Origin of the sequence: Streptomyces sp. NPDC053541 (assembly GCF_044544705.1) — a bacterium.
In the GTDB taxonomy this organism is placed as follows: domain Bacteria; phylum Actinomycetota; class Actinomycetes; order Streptomycetales; family Streptomycetaceae; genus Streptomyces.
The window spans coordinates 578,146-594,843 of record NZ_JBITXM010000002.1; the positions used below are offsets into that span (position 1 = coordinate 578,146).

Genomic DNA, 16,698 nt, shown 5'->3' on the forward strand with positions numbered 1-16,698 from the left:
CAGTGCCGCACCACCCCGCAGACACCGGCCGCGCCGGCCGTCCCGTAAAGCCCGACTCGGCTCCCCCGCCGCACGGACACACGGACGGCCGACGCGGCCGGGCCACGTCCCGGGGGCGGTGCCCGCGTCCCGGGGCGGCGCCCGCAGGGTACGCCCGTTACCTCCTCGTGACCCTGCCGTTCACGGCCGCGTAACACGCCCCGCCCCTTCGTCACTGCGGCGAAACATCGAGCGGCATCGGCGGAAACCGGCCTGCGCGAACCTCTGGCGCATAACCGGCCCCTCGGCCCCGGCCACCCTCACGGCCCGGCCCGGCCACCGCCCCCTCGGCCCCGCCCCGCACAGGCCGCAACGACGACGAGGAGACGCCGATGGCAGCAGCCATCACGACCCTGGCCGCGGACACGCCCACGCTGTCCGCCGCCAACACCGGGTTCATGCTCATCTGCTCCGCCCTGGTCATGCTGATGACCCCCGGCCTCGCCTTCTTCTACGGAGGCATGGTCCGCGTGAAGTCCACCCTCAACATGCTGATGATGAGCTTCATCAGCCTCGGGATCGTCACGATCCTGTGGGTGCTCTTCGGCTTCAGCGTCGCCTTCGGCACCGACTCCGCCTCGCTCTTCGGCTGGTCCTCCGACTACGTCGGCCTCAGCGGCATCGGCCTCACCGAACTGTGGGACGGCTACACCATCCCCGTGTACGTCTTCGCCGTCTTCCAGCTGATGTTCGCCGTCATCACCCCGGCCCTGATCAGCGGCGCCCTCGCCGACCGCGTCAAGTTCAGCGCCTGGGCCCTCTTCATCACCCTGTGGGTCACGGTCGTCTACTTCCCGGTCGCCCACTGGGTCTGGGGCGCCGGCGGCTGGCTCTTCGAGATGGGCGTCATCGACTTCGCCGGCGGCACCGCCGTCCACATCAACGCCGGCGCCGCGGCCCTCGGCGTCATCCTCGTCATCGGCAAGCGCGTCGGCTTCAAGAAGGACCCGATGCGCCCGCACAGCCTCCCGCTGGTCATGCTCGGCGCCGGACTGCTGTGGTTCGGCTGGTTCGGCTTCAACGCCGGCTCCTGGCTCGGCAACGACGACGGCGTGGGCGCCGTGATGTTCGTCAACACCCAGATCGCCACCGCCGCCGCCATGCTCGCCTGGCTCGCGTACGAGAAGCTCCGCCACGGCTCCTTCACCACCCTCGGCGCCGCCTCCGGCGCGGTCGCCGGCCTCGTCGCCATCACCCCCTCCGGCGGCTCCTGCTCCCCGCTCGGCGCCATCGCCATCGGCGCGATCGCCGGCCTGCTGTGCGCCATGGCCGTCGGCCTCAAGTACAAGCTCGGCTACGACGACTCCCTCGACGTCGTCGGCGTCCACCTGGTCGGCGGAGTCGTCGGCTCGCTCCTCGTCGGCTTCTTCGCCACCGGCGGCGTCCAGTCCGACGCCAAGGGCCTCTTCTACGGCGGCGGCCTGGAGCAGCTCGGCAAGCAGGCGATCGGCGTCTTCGCCGTCCTCGCCTACTCCCTGGTCGCGTCCGCGATCCTGGCCCTGATCATCGACAGGACCATGGGCATGCGGGTCAGCGAGGACGACGAGGTCTCCGGCATCGACCAGGTCGAGCACGCCGAGACCGCGTACGACTTCAGCGGCGCCGGCGGCGGCATCACCGGCCGCACCGCCACCGCCGCCCCCGCACCCGCCCCGACGCAGAACACGAAGGTGGACGCATGAAGCTCATCACCGCGGTCGTGAAGCCGCACCGGCTCGACGAGATCAAGGAGGCCCTCCAGGCCTTCGGGGTCCACGGCCTCACCGTCACCGAGGCCAGCGGATACGGCCGCCAGCGCGGCCACACCGAGGTCTACCGCGGCGCCGAGTACACCGTCGACCTCGTCCCCAAGATCCGCATCGAGGTCCTGGTGGAGGACGACGACGCCGAACAGCTCATCGAAGTCGTCGTCAAGGCGGCCCGCACCGGCAAGATCGGTGACGGAAAGGTGTGGAGCGTCCCGGTCGAGACCGCCGTGCGCGTCCGCACCGGCGAACGCGGACCCGACGCCCTGTAAGCGCGGAAGCTTCCCAAGGAGCCGCTGGTGACGAGCACCGACGTCCGGGACGACGAGCCCGGCCCCACCGACGACACCGGACCCGGCGGTTACGCGGCGGCCCGACTGCGCCTTCTCACCGAGAAGACGCGGTCCGGGCCGCCGCGCCGTGCCGCGCTGGCCCGGCTCACCGACGACTGGCTGGCCGGGCTCTACGAGGCCGCCGCCCCGCCGCCCGGCACCGCCCTCGTCGCCGTCGGCGGCTACGGCCGCGGCGAACTCTCCCCGCGCAGCGACCTCGACCTGCTCCTGCTGCACGACGGGAGCGCCGACGCCCGCACCGTCGCCGCCCTCGCCGACCGCCTCTGGTACCCCGTCTGGGACCTCGGCATCGCCCTCGACCACTCCGTACGCACCGCCGCCGAGGCCCGCCGCACCGCCGGCGAGGACCTCAAGGTCCAGCTCGGCCTGCTCGACGCCCGCACCGTCGCCGGCGACGCCGCCCTCGCCGGAGCCCTGCGCACCGCCGTCCTCACCGACTGGCGCAACCAGGCCACCCGCCGGCTTCCCGAGCTGCACGCCCTGTGCCGGGAACGCGCCGAACGCTCCGGCGAGCTCCCCTACCTCCTCGAACCCGACCTCAAGGAGGCCCACGGCGGCCTCCGCGACGCCCAGGCACTGCGCGCCGTCGCCGCCTCCTGGCTCGCCGACGCCCCCCGGGCCGGCCTCGACGAGGCCCGCCGCCGGCTGCTCGACGCCCGCGACGCCCTCCACCTCGCCACCGGCCGCGCCACCGACCGGCTCGCCCTCCAGGAACAGGACGCCGTCGCCGCCGAACTCGGCCTCCTCGACGCCGACACCCTGCTCCGCGAGGTGTACGAGGCCGGGCGCACCATCGCGTACGCCTCCGACGTCACCTGGCGCGAGGTCGGCCGCGTGGTCCGCGCCCGCACCGCCCGGCCACGGCTCCGCGCCCTCCTCGGCGGCCGCGGCACCCGTACCGGCGGGGCCAAGGCGCCCGCCGAGCGCACCCCCCTCGCCGAGGGAGTCGTCGAGATGGACGGCGAGGCCGTCCTCGCCCTGACCGCCCGGCCCGACCGCGACCCCGTCCTGCCGCTGCGCGCCGCCGCGGCCGCCGCCCAGGCCGGACTGCCGCTCTCCCCGCACGCCGTGCGCCGCCTCGCCGCCGCCGGCACCACCCTGCCCACGCCCTGGCCGGCCGAGGCCCGCGAGGCCCTCGTCACCCTCCTCGGCGCCGGCGAACCCACCGTCCCGGTCTGGGAGGCACTGGAGGCCGAAGGGCTGATCAGCAGGCTGCTGCCCGACTGGGAACGGGTGCGCTGCCGCCCGCAGCGCAACCCCGTCCACACCTGGACCGTCGACCGGCACCTGGTCGAGACGGCCGTCCGCGCCGCCTCCCTCACCCGCCGGGTGCACCGCCCCGACCTGCTCCTGGTCGCCGCCCTGCTGCACGACATCGGCAAGGGCTGGCCCGGCGACCACTCCGTGGCCGGCGAGACCATCGCCCGCGACGTCGCCGCCCGGATCGGCTTCGACCGTGCCGACACCGCCGTCCTCGCCACCGTCGTCCGCCACCACCTGCTGCTCGTCGAGACCGCCACCCGCCGCGACCTCGACGACCCCGCCACCGTCCGCACCGTCGCCGAGACCGTCCGCACGCAGGGCGCCCTGGAGCTCCTGCACGCCCTCACCGAGGCCGACGCGCTGGCCACCGGACCCGCCGCCTGGTCCACCTGGCGGGCCCGGCTCGTCGACGAGCTCGTCGCCCGGGTCGCCGGCGTCCTGGCCGGCGAGGAGCCGCCCGACCCCGAGGCCGCCGCCCCCAGCGCCGAACAGGAACGCCTCGCGATCGAGGCCCTGCGCACCGGGGAACCCGTCCTCACCCTGCGCACCGAGCGCGTCGAGGCGGCCGGGCAGACCGAGCCGGACCCCGACCCGGCGCCCGACCCGGAGCCCGAGCCGGTCGGCGTGGAACTCCTCGTCGCCCTGCCCGAGCGCCCCGGCGTGCTGCCCGCCGTCGCCGGCGTCCTCGCCCTGCACCGCCTCACCGTCCGCGCCGCCGACCTGCGCGCGATCGCCCTGCCCGCCGAGCTCGGCCGGGGACCGGTCCTCGTCCTGGACTGGCGGGTCGCCGCCGAGTACGGCTCGCTGCCCGAGGCCCGCCGGCTGCGCGCCGACCTCGTCCGCGCCCTGGACGGCTCGCTCGACGTGTCCGCCCGGCTCGCCGAGCGCGACGCCGCCCAGCCGCGCCGCCGCGGGGTCACCGCCCCGCCGCCCCGGGTCACCGTCGCCCCCGCCGCCTCCCGGCACGCCTGCGTCCTGGAGGTGCGCGCCCAGGACGCCCCGGGCCTGCTGCACCGCATCGGGCGCGCCCTGGAGGGCGCCGAGGTCCGGGTCCGCAGCGCCCATGTCTCCACCCTCGGCGCCAACGCCGTCGACACCCTCTACGTGACCCGCCCCGACGGCTCCCGCCCCGACCCGGACGAGTCGGCGGCCCTCGCGAAGACCCTGGAGGAGGCGCTGCGGTGAGGGGGTGGCCCCGGGGGCGGGCGGCCGATCCCGGTGGGCAGGGATGATTCGTCCGCCGGGCCGGATACCCTGGAGGGCAGTCCGCCCGCCCGCTCACGACACCGAGGATCCGCGACCGCCGTGTTCGATACCCTCTCCGACCGCCTTTCAGCGACTTTCAAGAATCTCCGCGGCAAGGGGCGCCTCAGCGAGGCGGACATCGACGCCACCGCGCGCGAGATCCGTATCGCCCTGCTCGAAGCCGACGTCGCGCTGCCGGTCGTCCGGGCGTTCATCAAGGCGGTCAAGGAGCGCGCGCTCGGCGCCGAGGTCTCCAAGGCGCTGAACCCGAGCCAGCAGATCATCAAGATCGTCAACGAAGAGCTGATCACGATCCTGGGCGGCGAGACCCGCCGGCTGCGGTTCGCCAAGAACCCGCCGACCGTGATCATGCTCGCCGGTCTCCAGGGTGCCGGTAAGACCACCCTCGCCGGAAAGCTCGGCCTCTGGCTCAAGGGCCAGGGCCACACCCCGCTGCTCGTCGCCTGTGACCTCCAGCGCCCCAACGCCGTCACCCAGCTCGGTGTCGTCGCCGAGCGCGCCGGCGTCGGCTTCTACGGCCCGCAGCCGGGCAACGGCGTCGGCGACCCGGTCCAGGTCGCCAAGGACTCCATCGAGTACGCGCGCTCGAAGATGCACGACGTCGTCATCGTCGACACCGCCGGCCGCCTCGGCATCGACCAGGAGCTGATGCAGCAGGCCGCGGACATCCGCGACGCCGTCAGCCCCGACGAGGTTCTCTTCGTCGTCGACGCCATGATCGGTCAGGACGCGGTCAACACCGCCGAGGCCTTCCGCGACGGCGTCGGCTTCGACGGCGTGGTGCTGTCCAAGCTCGACGGCGACGCCCGCGGTGGTGCCGCGCTCTCCATCGCGCACGTCACCGGCAAGCAGATCATGTTCGCCTCCAACGGCGAGAAGCTGGACGACTTCGACGCGTTCCACCCGGACCGGATGGCGTCCCGCATCCTCGGCATGGGCGACATCATGTCGCTCATCGAGAAGGCCGAGCAGACCTTCAGCCAGGAAGAGGCCGCCAAGATGGCCTCCAAGCTGGCGTCCAAGAAGGGCCAGGAGTTCACGCTCGACGACTTCCTCGCCCAGATGGAGCAGGTCCGCAAGATGGGCTCCATCTCCAAGCTCCTCGGCATGCTGCCCGGCATGGGGCAGATGAAGGAGCAGATCGCCAACATCGACGAGCGGGAAGTCGACCGGGTCGGCGCGATCATCAAGTCGATGACGCCGGCCGAGCGCCAGGACCCGACCATCATCAACGGCTCGCGCCGCGCCCGCATCGCCCGGGGTTCCGGCGTCGAGGTCAGCGCCGTCAAGGGCCTGGTGGAGCGCTTCTTCGAGGCCCGCAAGATGATGTCGCGCATGGCCCAGGGCGGCGGCATGCCCGGCATGCCGGGGATCCCGGGCATGGGCGGCGGCCCCGGCCGGCAGAAGAAGCAGGTCAAGCAGGCCAAGGGCAAGCGCAAGAGCGGCAACCCGATGAAGCGCAAGGCCGAGGAGCAGGCCGCCCAGGCCCGGCGCGAGCAGGCCCAGGCCGGCGGCGCCTTCGGGCTCCCGGCGGCGGGCCAGGGCCCGGGCGACTTCGAGCTCCCGGACGAGTTCAAGAAGTTCATGGGCTGACGCCCTGAGCGGTACGGCCGGAGCGGTACGGCCGGAGGGGCCCGGGGTGGTGCGAAACCGCCCCGGGCCCCTTTTCGTACGGACGGGCCATCCGGAATGCCGCTTTCGCACCGCTCTTCGATACTGGGGCCACTGACGCCCCGAGGAGAGCCCGTGGCCAACCCCGTACCCCCGCGCGACCGGACCGACCAGCCCTGGCGCTCGGAAGGGGCCCCGCCGCCCCCGCCGTCCCGGAAGAAGATGCCCGGCGGCTGGGGCGGGCTCATCCTCACGGCGCTCGTGGTCTACCTCGTCGCCAACCTCGTGCTGTCCCTCTTCAACGAGGGCGACGGGCCCACCATCTCCTACACCGAGTTCGACAAGCAGGTCGCCGCCGGCAACGTCTCCAAGATCTACTCCAAGGGCGACGCCATCCAGGGCCAGCTGAAGGACAAGCAGCCCGTGCCGGGCGGCAAGGGCGACTACACCAAGTTCACCACCCAGCGGCCCGCCTTCGCCGACGACGAGCTGTGGTCCCTGCTCACCAAGAACAACGTCACCGTCACCGCCGAACCGGTCGTCCAGGAACGCAGCTTCCTCGCCAACCTCCTCATCTCCCTCGCCCCGATGCTGCTCCTCGTCCTCCTCTGGGTGTTCATCGCCCGCCGGATGAGCGGCGGCCTCGGCGGCGCCGGCGGCATGCTCGGCCGCAAGGCCCCGCCCCGGCCCGTCGAGCTGGAGGGCGGCAAGCGCACCACCTTCGAGGACGTGGCCGGCATCGACGAGGTCGAGGGCGAGCTCAACGACGTCGTCGACTTCCTCAAGAACCCGGACGCCTACCGCGCGATGGGCGCCAAGATGCCCCGCGGCGTGCTCCTCGCCGGACCGCCCGGAACCGGCAAGACCCTGCTCGCCCGCGCCGTCGCCGGCGAGGCGGGCGTGCCCTTCTTCTCCGCCTCCGCCTCCGAGTTCATCGAGATGATCGTCGGCGTCGGCGCCTCCCGGGTGCGCGAGCTCTTCAACGAGGCCCGCAAGGTCGCCCCCGCGATCCTCTTCATCGACGAGATCGACACCATCGGCCGGGCCCGCGGCGCGGGCGCCGGCATGGGCGGCCACGACGAGCGCGAGCAGACCCTCAACCAGATCCTCACCGAGATGGACGGCTTCACCGGCTCCGAGGGCGTCATCGTCCTCGCCGCCACCAACCGCGCCGACGTCCTCGACCCCGCCCTCACCCGCCCCGGCCGCTTCGACCGCGTCGTCCACGTCAACCCGCCCGACCGCGGCGGCCGCGAGGCCATCCTCAGGATCCACACCCGCGAGATCCCGCTCGCCCAGGACGTCGACCTCCGCCAGGTCGCCCGCACCACCCCCGGCATGACCGGCGCCGAACTCGCCAACCTCGCCAACGAGGCCGCCCTCCTCGCCGTCAAGCGCCAGCAGAAGGCCGTCACCCAGACCGACCTCTCCGACGCCCTCGAAAAGGTCCAGCTCGGCGCCGAACGCCCGCTCGTCATGCCCCTGGAGGAGCGCCGCCGCACCGCCTACCACGAGAGCGGCCACGCCCTCCTCGGCATGCTCCAGCCCGGTGCCGACCCCGTCCGCAAGGTCACCATCGTGCCGCGCGGCCGCGCCCTCGGCGTCACGTTGTCCACACCCGACGCCGATAAATACGCCTATACGGAGGACTATCTGCGGGGCCGGATCATCGGCGCCCTCGGCGGCATGGCCGCCGAACAGGTCGTCTTCGGCGTCATCACCACCGGCGCCGAGAGCGACCTCGAACAGGTCACCAACATCGCCCGCGGCATGGCCGGCCGCTGGGGCATGAGCGAACGCGTCGGCCGGCTCACCGCCATCCCCTCCGACGCCCAGCAGGCCTACGGTCTCTCCGCCGCCCCCACCACCCTCGACACCGTCGACGAGGAGATGCGCCGCATCGTCGACGAGTGCTACGAGAGCGCCGTCCGGCAGCTCCGCGAGCACCGCGACAAGCTCGACGCCCTCGCCGAGGCGCTGCTCGCCCACGAGACCCTGGAGGAGGACCAGGCCTACCGGGCGGCCGGCATCCCGCGCCTCGCCAAGGAGGACGGCCCCGGGGTCCGGTGACCCCCGCCGCCCCGGCCGCTCAGGGCGTGCGCGCCACCACGTACCGGAACACGTTCGGCATCCACACCGTCCCGTCCCCGCGCGCGTACGGCTCCACTGCCTCCAGCAGCTCCTTCTCCACCCGCTCCGGATCCGCCGCCGCGAGCGCCGCGTCGAACTCGCCCGTCGACAGCAGCCCGCGCACCGCGCTCTCCCGGTCCGCGTAACCGAACGGGCAGGACACCCGCCCGGCCCCCGCCGCCCGCAGCCCCGCCGCCCCCAGCACCGTCCCGAGCCCGCCGCGCTCCGCCGGACCCCGGCCCCCCGCGAGCCGCGCCGCGACCCGCAGCACCGAGGACGTCGCACACCGCTCCGCCGGCCCCCAGCCCGCCAGCACGACCGCCCCGCCCCGTTCCGCCGAACGGGTGAGCACCGCCGGGTCCGGGCCGAGCGCCGCCGGCCCGTGGAACGCCGTCACCACGTCGTACGGACCGCCTTCCGGCAGCCCCGACGTCGTCAGCGGCACCTCCGGCAGCCGCTCCCGGGCCAGCGCGAGCCGCGCCGCGTCCCGGTCCGCGCCGGCCACCCGCGCCCCGCGCGCCGCCGCCATCAGCAGCGCCAGGCCGGAGCCGCAGCCCAGACCGAGCACCCGCGACCCGGGCCCCACGCCGAGCCGGTCGTACACCGCCTCGTAGAGCGGCACCAGCATCCGTTCCTGGATCTCGGCCCAGTCACGCGCGGGATGGTGCCGGACGAGCGTAGGTGTCATGGAAAGCGCCCCTATCCGTACTCGGACTTGTCCACGGCTCCGTGCGCGGAACCGTACGCGGACGACGACCCCCCGTAGCCAGGGAACTGCGCCGGGCGCGCCCCGTCCAGTGCTCGCGGCGGACGAGTCGCCGGCCGGCCGCGTCCGCCCGGCGGTCCGGCCGGCCGGCGGGGAAGGGGCACCGACGCACTTCGGCCAACCGAGGGGGGCGGTGCCCGAGTTCGGGCAGACGCCCGGTACTGTCCCTGCCACACCGCACACGACCCTCCCGCGCGGCGCCGTACGAGCGCACCGACTGACGGGTACGTGCAAAATATTTCAGTTGCCCCGGAATGGAACCCGGAAGGGATCCGGCTCGTTGTACCCGACGTGAGCACGACACCACCTGTTCTCGCCGCAGAGCTGGCACAGGCGTGGGCCGACATTCAGCGGCACCACCCCGAGCTGCCGGACCTTGCCGCGCCCGAGTCCCTGATCGGAGAGTCCTCGTCCGCCTGCGGCGCCGAGCTCTCCTTCGAGCGACTGCTCCACGAGGCAGTCCACGGCATCGCCGCCGCCCGGGGGGTCCGCGACACCTCCCGCGCCGGCCGCTACCACAACCGCAGATTCCTCGCGATCGCCGAGGAACTGGGCCTCGACCATCCCGAGGAACCGCACGCCAGCAGCGGCTTCTCCCTGGTCACCCTGAACGCGGACGCCAAGCGGCGCTACCGGACCACCATCGAGCGCCTCCAGCGCGCCCTGAAGGCCCACACCGTCGCGACCGCCGCCGACACCAAGCGCTCCTTCCGCGGACCGGCCGCCCGGCACGGCTCCTCGGGCGGTGGCGTGCGCGTGAAGGCCGTCTGCGACTGCGGGCGCAACGTGCGCGTGGTGCCGTCCGTGCTCGCCCAGGCGCCCATCATGTGCGGCGGCTGCGGAAAGCCCTTCCGCATCCCGGACGGCGTGGGCGAGACCGTGGGCGCCGCGAACTGACCCTCTGCGGTGTGGCACAATGGCTAGCTGTACTCGACAGTCGCACAGGACCCCTCTCTCCTCCGGCTGACGCGTCCATCGGGCACCCGAGTACCGCAACCCCACGTGGCATCTCAAGTGCCCAACCACGTCAAGTTCAGGAGACACCACTCCAGTGGCAGTCAAGATCAAGCTCAAGCGCCTCGGCAAGATCCGCCAGCCGCACTACCGCATCGTCGTCGCCGACTCCCGCACCCGCCGGGACGGTCGTGCGATCGAGGAGATCGGCCTCTACCACCCGACGTACAACCCGTCGCGCATCGAGGTCGACTCCGAGCGTGCCCAGTACTGGCTGTCCGTCGGCGCCCAGCCGACCGAGCCGGTTCTCGCCATCCTGAAGCTCACCGGCGACTGGCAGAAGCACAAGGGCCTCCCGGCCCCGGAGAAGCCGCTGCTGGCCCCGGCGACCAAGGAAGCCAAGCGCGCCTCCTTCGACGAGTTCGCCAAGGCTCTCGAGGGCGACGACACCAAGGGTGAGGCCATCACCCCGAAGGCCAAGAAGGCCGACAAGAAGGCGGACGAGGCCGAGGCCGAGTCCACCGAGTCGACCGAGGCCTGATCATGCTCGAGGAGGCTCTCGAGCACCTCGTGAAGGGCATCGTCGAAAACCCCGACGACGTGCAGGTCGCCTCGCGCAACCTGCGTCGCGGCCGCGTTCTCGAGGTCCGGGTGCACCCCGACGACCTCGGCAAGGTGATCGGCCGCAACGGCCGCACCGCGCGTGCGCTGCGCACCGTCGTGGGTGCCATCGGCGGCCGGGGTATCCGCGTCGACCTCGTCGACGTGGACCAGGTCCGCTGAAAGTTTGACACCGGCACGGGCCGGGGAGGGCTGCGCGCCCGCCCCGGCCCGTTGTCGTACGACAGGGAGAGTTCACCAGTGCAGTTGGTAGTCGCGCGGATCGGCCGTGCCCACGGGATCAAGGGCGAGGTCACCGTCGAGGTGCGGACCGACGAGCCCGAGCTGCGGCTCGGACCCGGCGCCGTCCTGCACACGGACCCGGCCTCCGCCGGGCCCCTCACCATCGAGTCCGGCCGGGTGCACAGCGGCCGGCTGCTGCTGCGCTTCGAGGGCGTCCGCGACCGCAACGGCGCCGAGGCCCTGCGCAACACCCTCCTCATCGCCGAGGTCGACCCCGACGAGCTGCCCGAGGAGGAGGACGAGTACTACGACCACCAGCTGGTCGACCTCGACGTCGTCCTCGCCGACGGCACCGAGATCGGCGTGATCAGCGAGATCTCCCACCTGCCGTCCCAGGACCTGTTCATCGTCGAGCGGCCCGACGGCAGCGAGGTCATGATCCCCTTCGTCTCCGAGATCGTCACCGAGATCGACCTGGAGAACCAGCGCGCCGTCATCACCCCGCCGCCCGGCCTGATCGACGACCGCGAGGCCGTCGTGGCCTCCGCGCGCGACGCGGAGCAGGACGGCGAGGACGCCGGGCAGGGCTCCGGCGCCGAGAACGACGCCGACGCCGACAAGGACGCCGACGCCGAGAAGGGCGCCTCCTGATGCGCCTCGACGTCGTCACGATCTTCCCCGAGTACCTCGAACCGCTGAACGTCTCGCTGGTCGGCAAGGCCCGCGCCCGCGGACAGCTCGACGTGCACGTCCATGACCTGCGGCAGTGGACCTACGACCGGCACAACACCGTCGACGACACCCCGTACGGCGGCGGCCCCGGCATGGTCATGAAGACCGAGCCCTGGGGAGACGCCCTCGACCAGACCCTCGCCGACGGCTTCGAGGCCGGCGCCCACGCCCCGGCCCTCGTCGTCCCCACCCCCAGCGGTCGCCCCTTCACCCAGGAGCTGGCCGTCGAGCTCTCCGAGCGCCCCTGGCTGATCTTCACGCCTGCCCGCTACGAGGGCATCGACCGGCGTGTGATCGACGAGTACGCGACCCGGATGCCGGTCTACGAGGTGTCCATCGGCGACTACGTCCTGGCCGGCGGCGAGGCCGCCGTGCTGGTCGTCACCGAGGCCGTCGCCCGGCTGCTGCCCGGCGTCCTCGGCAACGCCGAGTCGCACCGCGACGACTCCTTCGCCCCCGGCGCCATGGCCAACCTCCTGGAAGGCCCCGTCTACACCAAGCCCCCGGAGTGGCGTGGCCGCGCCATCCCGGACGTGCTGCTCAGCGGGCACCACGGGAAGATCGCGCGCTGGCGCCGGGACGAGGCCCTGCGGCGCACCGTCGCCCACCGCCCCGACCTGATCGAGCGCACCGACCCGGCCGCCTTCGACAAGAAGGACCGGGAGATCCTCTCCATGCTCGGCTGGGCCCCCGAACCCGGCGGCCGATTTTGGCGCGGGCCCGGGCCCGTGGAAGAATAGGCCGCTGTCGTACGTCCGGCGCGCGCCCCTGCCACAGGGGGGACGACGCCCGCCAGAGGCGCACGATCATCTCCATCCATTCGTACGTACCGCTGATGACCTGTGGCATCAGCGAGGAAAGAGACCTCCATGGCCTCCCTGCTCGACCAGGTCAACGCGGGCACCCTGCGCTCCGACGTTCCGGCCTTCCGCCCCGGCGACACCGTGAACGTCCACGTTCGCGTCATCGAGGGCAACCGCTCCCGCATCCAGCAGTTCAAGGGTGTCGTCATCCGCCGTCAGGGCTCGGGCGTCTCCGAGACCTTCACGGTCCGCAAGGTCTCGTTCTCCGTCGGCGTCGAGCGCACCTTCCCGGTGCACAGCCCGATCTTCGAGAAGATCGAGCTCGTCTCCCGCGGTGACGTCCGTCGCGCCAAGCTCTACTACCTGCGTGAGCTGCGCGGCAAGGCTGCCAAGATCAAGGAGAAGCGCGACAACTGAGCATCGGCCCACAGGGTGGCGGGATAGGCTCGCCCCCGATGGACACCGAAGCACAGCACACGGAGCGCGACCGCTCCTCCGGCGAGGAGGAGCGGTCGCGCTCCGCGCGCGTTTCCGGGCCCGGCGGGCCCGACGGCGACGCGGACCGGGACACGAACCCGGAAGCGGATTCGGCGGCGGACCAGGACCCCGACTCCGACCGGGGCGGGGCGCTGACCTGGCGGCGGACCGGTCTGATCGGCCTCGCCTGCATGGTCTTCCTGCTGGTTTTCAGCCATTTCGTGCTCCAGCCCTTCCTGGTGCCCAGCAGTTCCATGGAACCCACCCTCCAGGTCGGCGACCGGATCCTGGTCAACAAGCTGGCGTACCGTTTCGGCAACGAGCCGCGCCGCGGTGACGTCGTCGTCTTCGACGGCACCGGCTCCTTCCTCCAGGAAGAGCCCGCCGGGAACCCGGTCACCGGCCTGCTGCACGACGCGGCCGCCGCCCTCGGCCTCGCCGAGCCCGACGAGACCGACTTCGTGAAGCGGGTCATCGGCACCGGCGGCGACCGGGTCGTCTGCTGCGACAAGGACGGCCGGCTCACCGTCAACGGCGTGCCCGTGCCCGAGTACTACGTGAAGCTCGGCGACCGCCCGTCCAACGTGCCCTTCGACATCGTGGTCCCCGACGGCACCCTGTGGGTGATGGGCGACCACCGCAGCCAGTCCAGCGACTCCCGCGACCACCTCGGCCAGCCCGGCGGCGGCGTCGTCCCGGTCGAGCAGGTCATCGGCCGCGCCGACTGGATCGGCTGGCCGGTCGGCCGCTGGTCCACCGTGCCGGACACCGACGCCTTCGACGCCGTACCGCAGTGGACCGGACCGGGCGGGCATGGGTAGGCGGGGCAGGGCCCCCGCCGGCCGCCGCGCCGCCCACGGCGCCCACGGTGCCGACGGGGCGGCCGGCACCGCCGGCGAGGGCGGACGCGCCACGGCCGGGCGGGCCGAACGGCGCAGGCTCGCCCGCAAGGTCAAGCGGCGCCGCCGGCGCTCCGCGATCACCGAGATCCCGCTGCTGGTCACCGTCGCCGTGCTGATCGCCCTGGTCCTGAAGACCTTCCTGGTGCAGGCCTTCGTCATCCCCTCCGGCTCCATGGAGCAGACCATCCGGATCGACGACCGGGTGCTGGTCGACAAGCTCACGCCGTGGTTCGGCGCCGAACCGGAACGCGGTGACGTCGTCGTCTTCAAGGACCCCGGCAACTGGCTCCAGCAGGAGGCCACGCCGCCCGCCGACGACCCGGTGGGCGTCAAGCAGCTCAAGCAGGCGCTGACCTTCATCGGCCTGCTGCCCTCGGCCGACGAGCGGGACCTGATCAAGCGGGTCGTCGCGGTCGGCGGCGACACGGTGAAGTGCTGCGGTGCCGACGGGCGGCTCACCGTCAACGGCGTACCGCTGGACGAACCGTATCTGCACCCCGGGAACGCCCCCTCGACCATTCCCTTCGAGGTGAAGGTCCCGGCGGGCAGGGTCTTCGTGATGGGCGACCACCGTTCCGACTCCGCCGACTCGCGCTTCCACCTCGACGAGCCGGAGCACGGCACGGTCGCGCTGGAGCAGGTCGTCGGCCGGGCCGTGGTCATCGCCTGGCCGATCGGGCACTGGCGCGGACTGGAGGAGCGCGACACCTTCGCCTCCGTACCGGATCCGGCCGCGGGGCACGGGGCGGCCGCGGCCGAATTCCCAGGTCCGTCGCATAGGGTGTCCCAGCGCAATCTCAACGGATTGCCCGGGCTCCCGACCCCTGCGGAACTTCTGCTCGTTATGGGAGTGGTGGGCCTGTCCCTGTTCCGGGACGGGTGGTGGCACGGACTGAGGAGTGGATGTGGGGGATTTGGCCGTCGGCGCGCGATCAGGACACGACGAGCCCGAGAGGCCCGAGCGCCCCGGCCAGGGTTCCGGCCCCGGCCCTGACCACGGCCCCGGCCCGGGCGGTACGGAGCAGGGCGCGGGCCCGGTGGACGGTCCTGCCGGCGCGGGCTCCGGCGACCACGGTTCCGGCGACGACGGCGACGGGGACGGTGACGGCGAGCGCTCCGGGCGCGGCGGCCGCGGCCCCAACCGGCCCCGTTCCTTCTGGAAGGAACTGCCCCTGCTCATCGGCATCGCGCTCGTCCTCGCGCTGCTGATCAAGACCTTCCTGGTGCAGGCCTTCTCCATCCCCTCCGACTCGATGATGAACACGCTGCAGCGCGGCGACCGGGTCCTCGTCGACAAGCTCACCCCGTGGTTCGGCTCCGAGCCCGAGCGCGGCGAGGTCGTCGTCTTCCACGACCCGGGCGGCTGGCTGGAGGAGGGCAACACCCCCGAGCCGAACGTCGTGCAGAAGGTCCTCAGCTTCATCGGCCTCATGCCGTCCGCCGAGGAGAAGGACCTGATCAAGCGGGTCATCGCGGTCGGCGGCGACACCGTCTCCTGCAAGGAGGGCGGCAAGGTCGTCGTCAACGGCAAGGAGCTCGACGAGAGCGCCTATCTGCACCCCGGCTCGGTCCCGTGCGACCCCGCCTTCGGCCCGGTCAAGGTCCCCGAGGGCCGCATCTGGGTGATGGGCGACAACCGGCAGAACTCCCTGGACTCCCGCTTCCACATGGAGCTCCCGGGCGGCGGCACCGTCTCCAACGACGAGGTCGTGGGCCGCGCCGTCGTCATCGCCTGGCCGGTGACCCGCTGGTCCACGCTGCCCGTCCCGGACACCTTCGACCAGCCCGGGCTCAGCCGGGCCCTGGCCGCGGCGCCCGCCGCCCCGGCGGCCCTGGGCCTCGCCGGAGCGCTCCCGCTGGTCCTGTGGCGCCGCCGGCGGCGGACCGCCCGCGCGGACGTCCCGGCCGCCGGGCATACCGCCGAGAGGTGACCCGCGGGTAGGGTGCCGTCCCGGACCGTCGCACGGACGGCCGCGGATCCCCCGAGGTGCCCATGAGCGTCACATCGAGCACATCGCGTACGCCACGCCCGTCGGCGCGTACGAAGGACGGCCACGGCCGCCTCGGCAGGGTCCTGTCGGGGCTGGTCGTGGCCGTCGGCTGTGTGCTGTTCCTCGGCGGCTTCGTCGCCGGCGCGGTCTTCTACCAGCCGTACACCGTGCCCAGCGACTCCATGACCCCGACGCTCGCCGTCGGCTCCAAGGTGCTCGCCGAGCGCGTCGACGGCGCCGAGGTGAAGCGCGGTGACGTCGTGGTCTTCCAGGACCCGCTGTGGGGCAACGTGCCCATGGTGAAGCGGGTCCTCGGCGTCGGCGGCGACACGATCGCCTGCTGCGGTGCCGACGGCCGCCTCACCCTCAACGGCAAGGCCGTCGAGGAGACCTACCTGGCCGACGGCAAGGCGCCCTCCGGGGAGCGCTTCACCGCCACCGTGCCCGAGGGCAGCCTCTTCCTGCTCGGCGACGAGCGGCACAACTCGATGGACTCCCGCGCCCACCTCCAGGACTCCGCGCACGGCTCGATTCCGCGCTCCTCCGTCCTCGGCCGGGTCGACGCGGTGGCCTGGCCCGCCCCCGGCCTCCTGGCCCGGCCCGCCGGCTTCGCCGCGCTGCCCGGCGGCATCTCCACGCCCGGCCCCGTGGTGCCCCTCTTCACCGCGATCGTCGCCGGGTGTGTACTGATCCTCGCGGGCGCCGCGCACGGACCGGTGGCCCGGCGCCTCGGCCGCGGCCGTCGTACGGCCTGACCGCCGCGGACCGGCACGGGGGAGACGGGCATGGCGGGCACGGGGGAGCACGGGGGAGAGGGAGACGG

The 16,698-nt window shown here is 73.0% G+C and carries 16 protein-coding genes; 15 read left to right on the forward strand and 1 reads right to left on the reverse strand.

The genetic code is table 11. The features are described 5' to 3' along the window. Positions 1–371 precede the first annotated feature (371 nt). From ACIGW2_RS06675 to ftsH, 5 genes are all read left to right on the forward strand, one after another. Positions 372–1,721 (forward strand): ammonium transporter, encoded by a 1,350-nt coding sequence (locus tag ACIGW2_RS06675; protein WP_399841507.1) that lies wholly within the window; start codon positions 372–374, stop codon positions 1,719–1,721. Then, positions 1,718–2,056: a P-II family nitrogen regulator gene (locus ACIGW2_RS06680; RefSeq protein WP_128977495.1), complete on the forward strand. Its 339-nt coding sequence runs from the start codon at positions 1,718–1,720 to the stop codon at positions 2,054–2,056. Before ACIGW2_RS06675 ends, ACIGW2_RS06680 begins: the two co-directional genes overlap by 4 nt. 27 nt (positions 2,057–2,083) lie before the next feature. Beyond that, entirely contained in the window at positions 2,084–4,585 is a 2,502-nt protein-coding gene (locus ACIGW2_RS06685) for a [protein-PII] uridylyltransferase (RefSeq protein WP_399841509.1), read from the forward strand. A 120-nt stretch (positions 4,586–4,705) separates the two neighbouring features. Further along, complete coding sequence (gene ffh / locus ACIGW2_RS06690; RefSeq protein ID WP_356061912.1) at positions 4,706–6,259, forward strand: signal recognition particle protein; 1,554 nt, start codon at positions 4,706–4,708, stop codon at positions 6,257–6,259. 153 nt (positions 6,260–6,412) lie between these two features. After that, positions 6,413–8,347: an ATP-dependent zinc metalloprotease FtsH gene (ftsH, locus tag ACIGW2_RS06695; protein WP_391652674.1), complete on the forward strand. Its 1,935-nt coding sequence runs from the start codon at positions 6,413–6,415 to the stop codon at positions 8,345–8,347. 19 nt (positions 8,348–8,366) lie between these two features. On the opposite strand, the gene ACIGW2_RS06700 is transcribed toward ftsH, so the two are convergent. Continuing rightward, a complete protein-coding gene (locus tag ACIGW2_RS06700; protein WP_399841514.1) occupies positions 8,367–9,095 on the reverse strand; it encodes a class I SAM-dependent methyltransferase in 729 nt (242 codons plus the stop codon). A 369-nt stretch (positions 9,096–9,464) separates the two neighbouring features. On the opposite strand from ACIGW2_RS06700, the gene ACIGW2_RS06705 reads away from it, so the two are divergent. The 10 genes from ACIGW2_RS06705 to lepB (ACIGW2_RS06750) all read left to right on the forward strand — a co-directional run bounded on the left by ACIGW2_RS06705 (position 9,465) and on the right by lepB (ACIGW2_RS06750) (position 16,630). Next, positions 9,465–10,070, forward strand: a complete 606-nt coding sequence (locus ACIGW2_RS06705; protein ID WP_356061920.1) for a hypothetical protein — start codon at positions 9,465–9,467, stop codon at positions 10,068–10,070. A gap of 154 nt (positions 10,071–10,224) precedes the next feature. After that, positions 10,225–10,668 (forward strand): 30S ribosomal protein S16, encoded by a 444-nt coding sequence (rpsP, locus tag ACIGW2_RS06710; RefSeq protein ID WP_361586255.1) that lies wholly within the window; start codon positions 10,225–10,227, stop codon positions 10,666–10,668. Positions 10,669–10,670: 2 nt separating this feature from the next. After that, positions 10,671–10,910: an RNA-binding protein gene (locus ACIGW2_RS06715; protein ID WP_056566048.1), complete on the forward strand. Its 240-nt coding sequence runs from the start codon at positions 10,671–10,673 to the stop codon at positions 10,908–10,910. Positions 10,911–10,988: 78 nt separating this feature from the next. Continuing rightward, the gene (gene rimM / locus ACIGW2_RS06720; RefSeq protein ID WP_399841519.1) at positions 10,989–11,621 is read left to right on the forward strand and encodes a ribosome maturation factor RimM; all 633 of its coding nucleotides are present in this window, start codon (positions 10,989–10,991) and stop codon (positions 11,619–11,621) included. After that, positions 11,621–12,442 (forward strand): tRNA (guanosine(37)-N1)-methyltransferase TrmD, encoded by an 822-nt coding sequence (gene trmD / locus ACIGW2_RS06725; protein WP_356061929.1) that lies wholly within the window; start codon positions 11,621–11,623, stop codon positions 12,440–12,442. Before rimM ends, trmD begins: the two co-directional genes overlap by 1 nt. 129 nt (positions 12,443–12,571) lie before the next feature. Further along, a complete protein-coding gene (rplS, locus tag ACIGW2_RS06730) occupies positions 12,572–12,922 on the forward strand; it encodes a 50S ribosomal protein L19 (RefSeq protein ID WP_265864619.1) in 351 nt (116 codons plus the stop codon). Positions 12,923–12,960: 38 nt separating this feature from the next. Continuing rightward, a complete protein-coding gene (gene lepB / locus ACIGW2_RS06735; protein ID WP_391652677.1) occupies positions 12,961–13,803 on the forward strand; it encodes a signal peptidase I in 843 nt (280 codons plus the stop codon). Continuing rightward, positions 13,796–14,878: a signal peptidase I gene (gene lepB, locus ACIGW2_RS06740; protein WP_399841524.1), complete on the forward strand. Its 1,083-nt coding sequence runs from the start codon at positions 13,796–13,798 to the stop codon at positions 14,876–14,878. The genes lepB (ACIGW2_RS06735) and lepB (ACIGW2_RS06740) overlap by 8 nt, the downstream gene beginning before the upstream one ends. Then, positions 14,799–15,815 (forward strand): signal peptidase I, encoded by a 1,017-nt coding sequence (gene lepB / locus ACIGW2_RS06745; protein WP_399841716.1) that lies wholly within the window; start codon positions 14,799–14,801, stop codon positions 15,813–15,815. Before lepB (ACIGW2_RS06740) ends, lepB (ACIGW2_RS06745) begins: the two co-directional genes overlap by 80 nt. Before the next feature lie 62 nt (positions 15,816–15,877). Next, complete coding sequence (gene lepB / locus ACIGW2_RS06750; protein ID WP_399841527.1) at positions 15,878–16,630, forward strand: signal peptidase I; 753 nt, start codon at positions 15,878–15,880, stop codon at positions 16,628–16,630. Positions 16,631–16,698: the final 68 nt, after the last annotated feature.

Bases quoted from the DNA above. Each gene is read 5' to 3' on its own strand.
- ACIGW2_RS06675 (WP_399841507.1), top strand. From the start codon at position 372: ATGGCAGCAGCCATCACGACCCTGGCCGCGGACACGCCCACGCTGTCC.
- ACIGW2_RS06680 (WP_128977495.1), top strand. From the start codon at position 1,718: ATGAAGCTCATCACCGCGGTCGTGAAGCCGCACCGGCTCGACGAGATC.
- ACIGW2_RS06715 (WP_056566048.1), top strand. From the start codon at position 10,671: ATGCTCGAGGAGGCTCTCGAGCACCTCGTGAAGGGCATCGTCGAAAAC.
- lepB (WP_399841524.1), top strand. From the start codon at position 13,796: ATGGGTAGGCGGGGCAGGGCCCCCGCCGGCCGCCGCGCCGCCCACGGC.
- trmD (WP_356061929.1), top strand. From the start codon at position 11,621: ATGCGCCTCGACGTCGTCACGATCTTCCCCGAGTACCTCGAACCGCTG.
- ACIGW2_RS06700 (WP_399841514.1), bottom strand. From the start codon at position 9,095: ATGACACCTACGCTCGTCCGGCACCATCCCGCGCGTGACTGGGCCGAG.
- lepB (WP_391652677.1), top strand. From the start codon at position 12,961: ATGGACACCGAAGCACAGCACACGGAGCGCGACCGCTCCTCCGGCGAG.
- lepB (WP_399841527.1), top strand. From the start codon at position 15,878: ATGAGCGTCACATCGAGCACATCGCGTACGCCACGCCCGTCGGCGCGT.
- rplS (WP_265864619.1), top strand. From the start codon at position 12,572: ATGGCCTCCCTGCTCGACCAGGTCAACGCGGGCACCCTGCGCTCCGAC.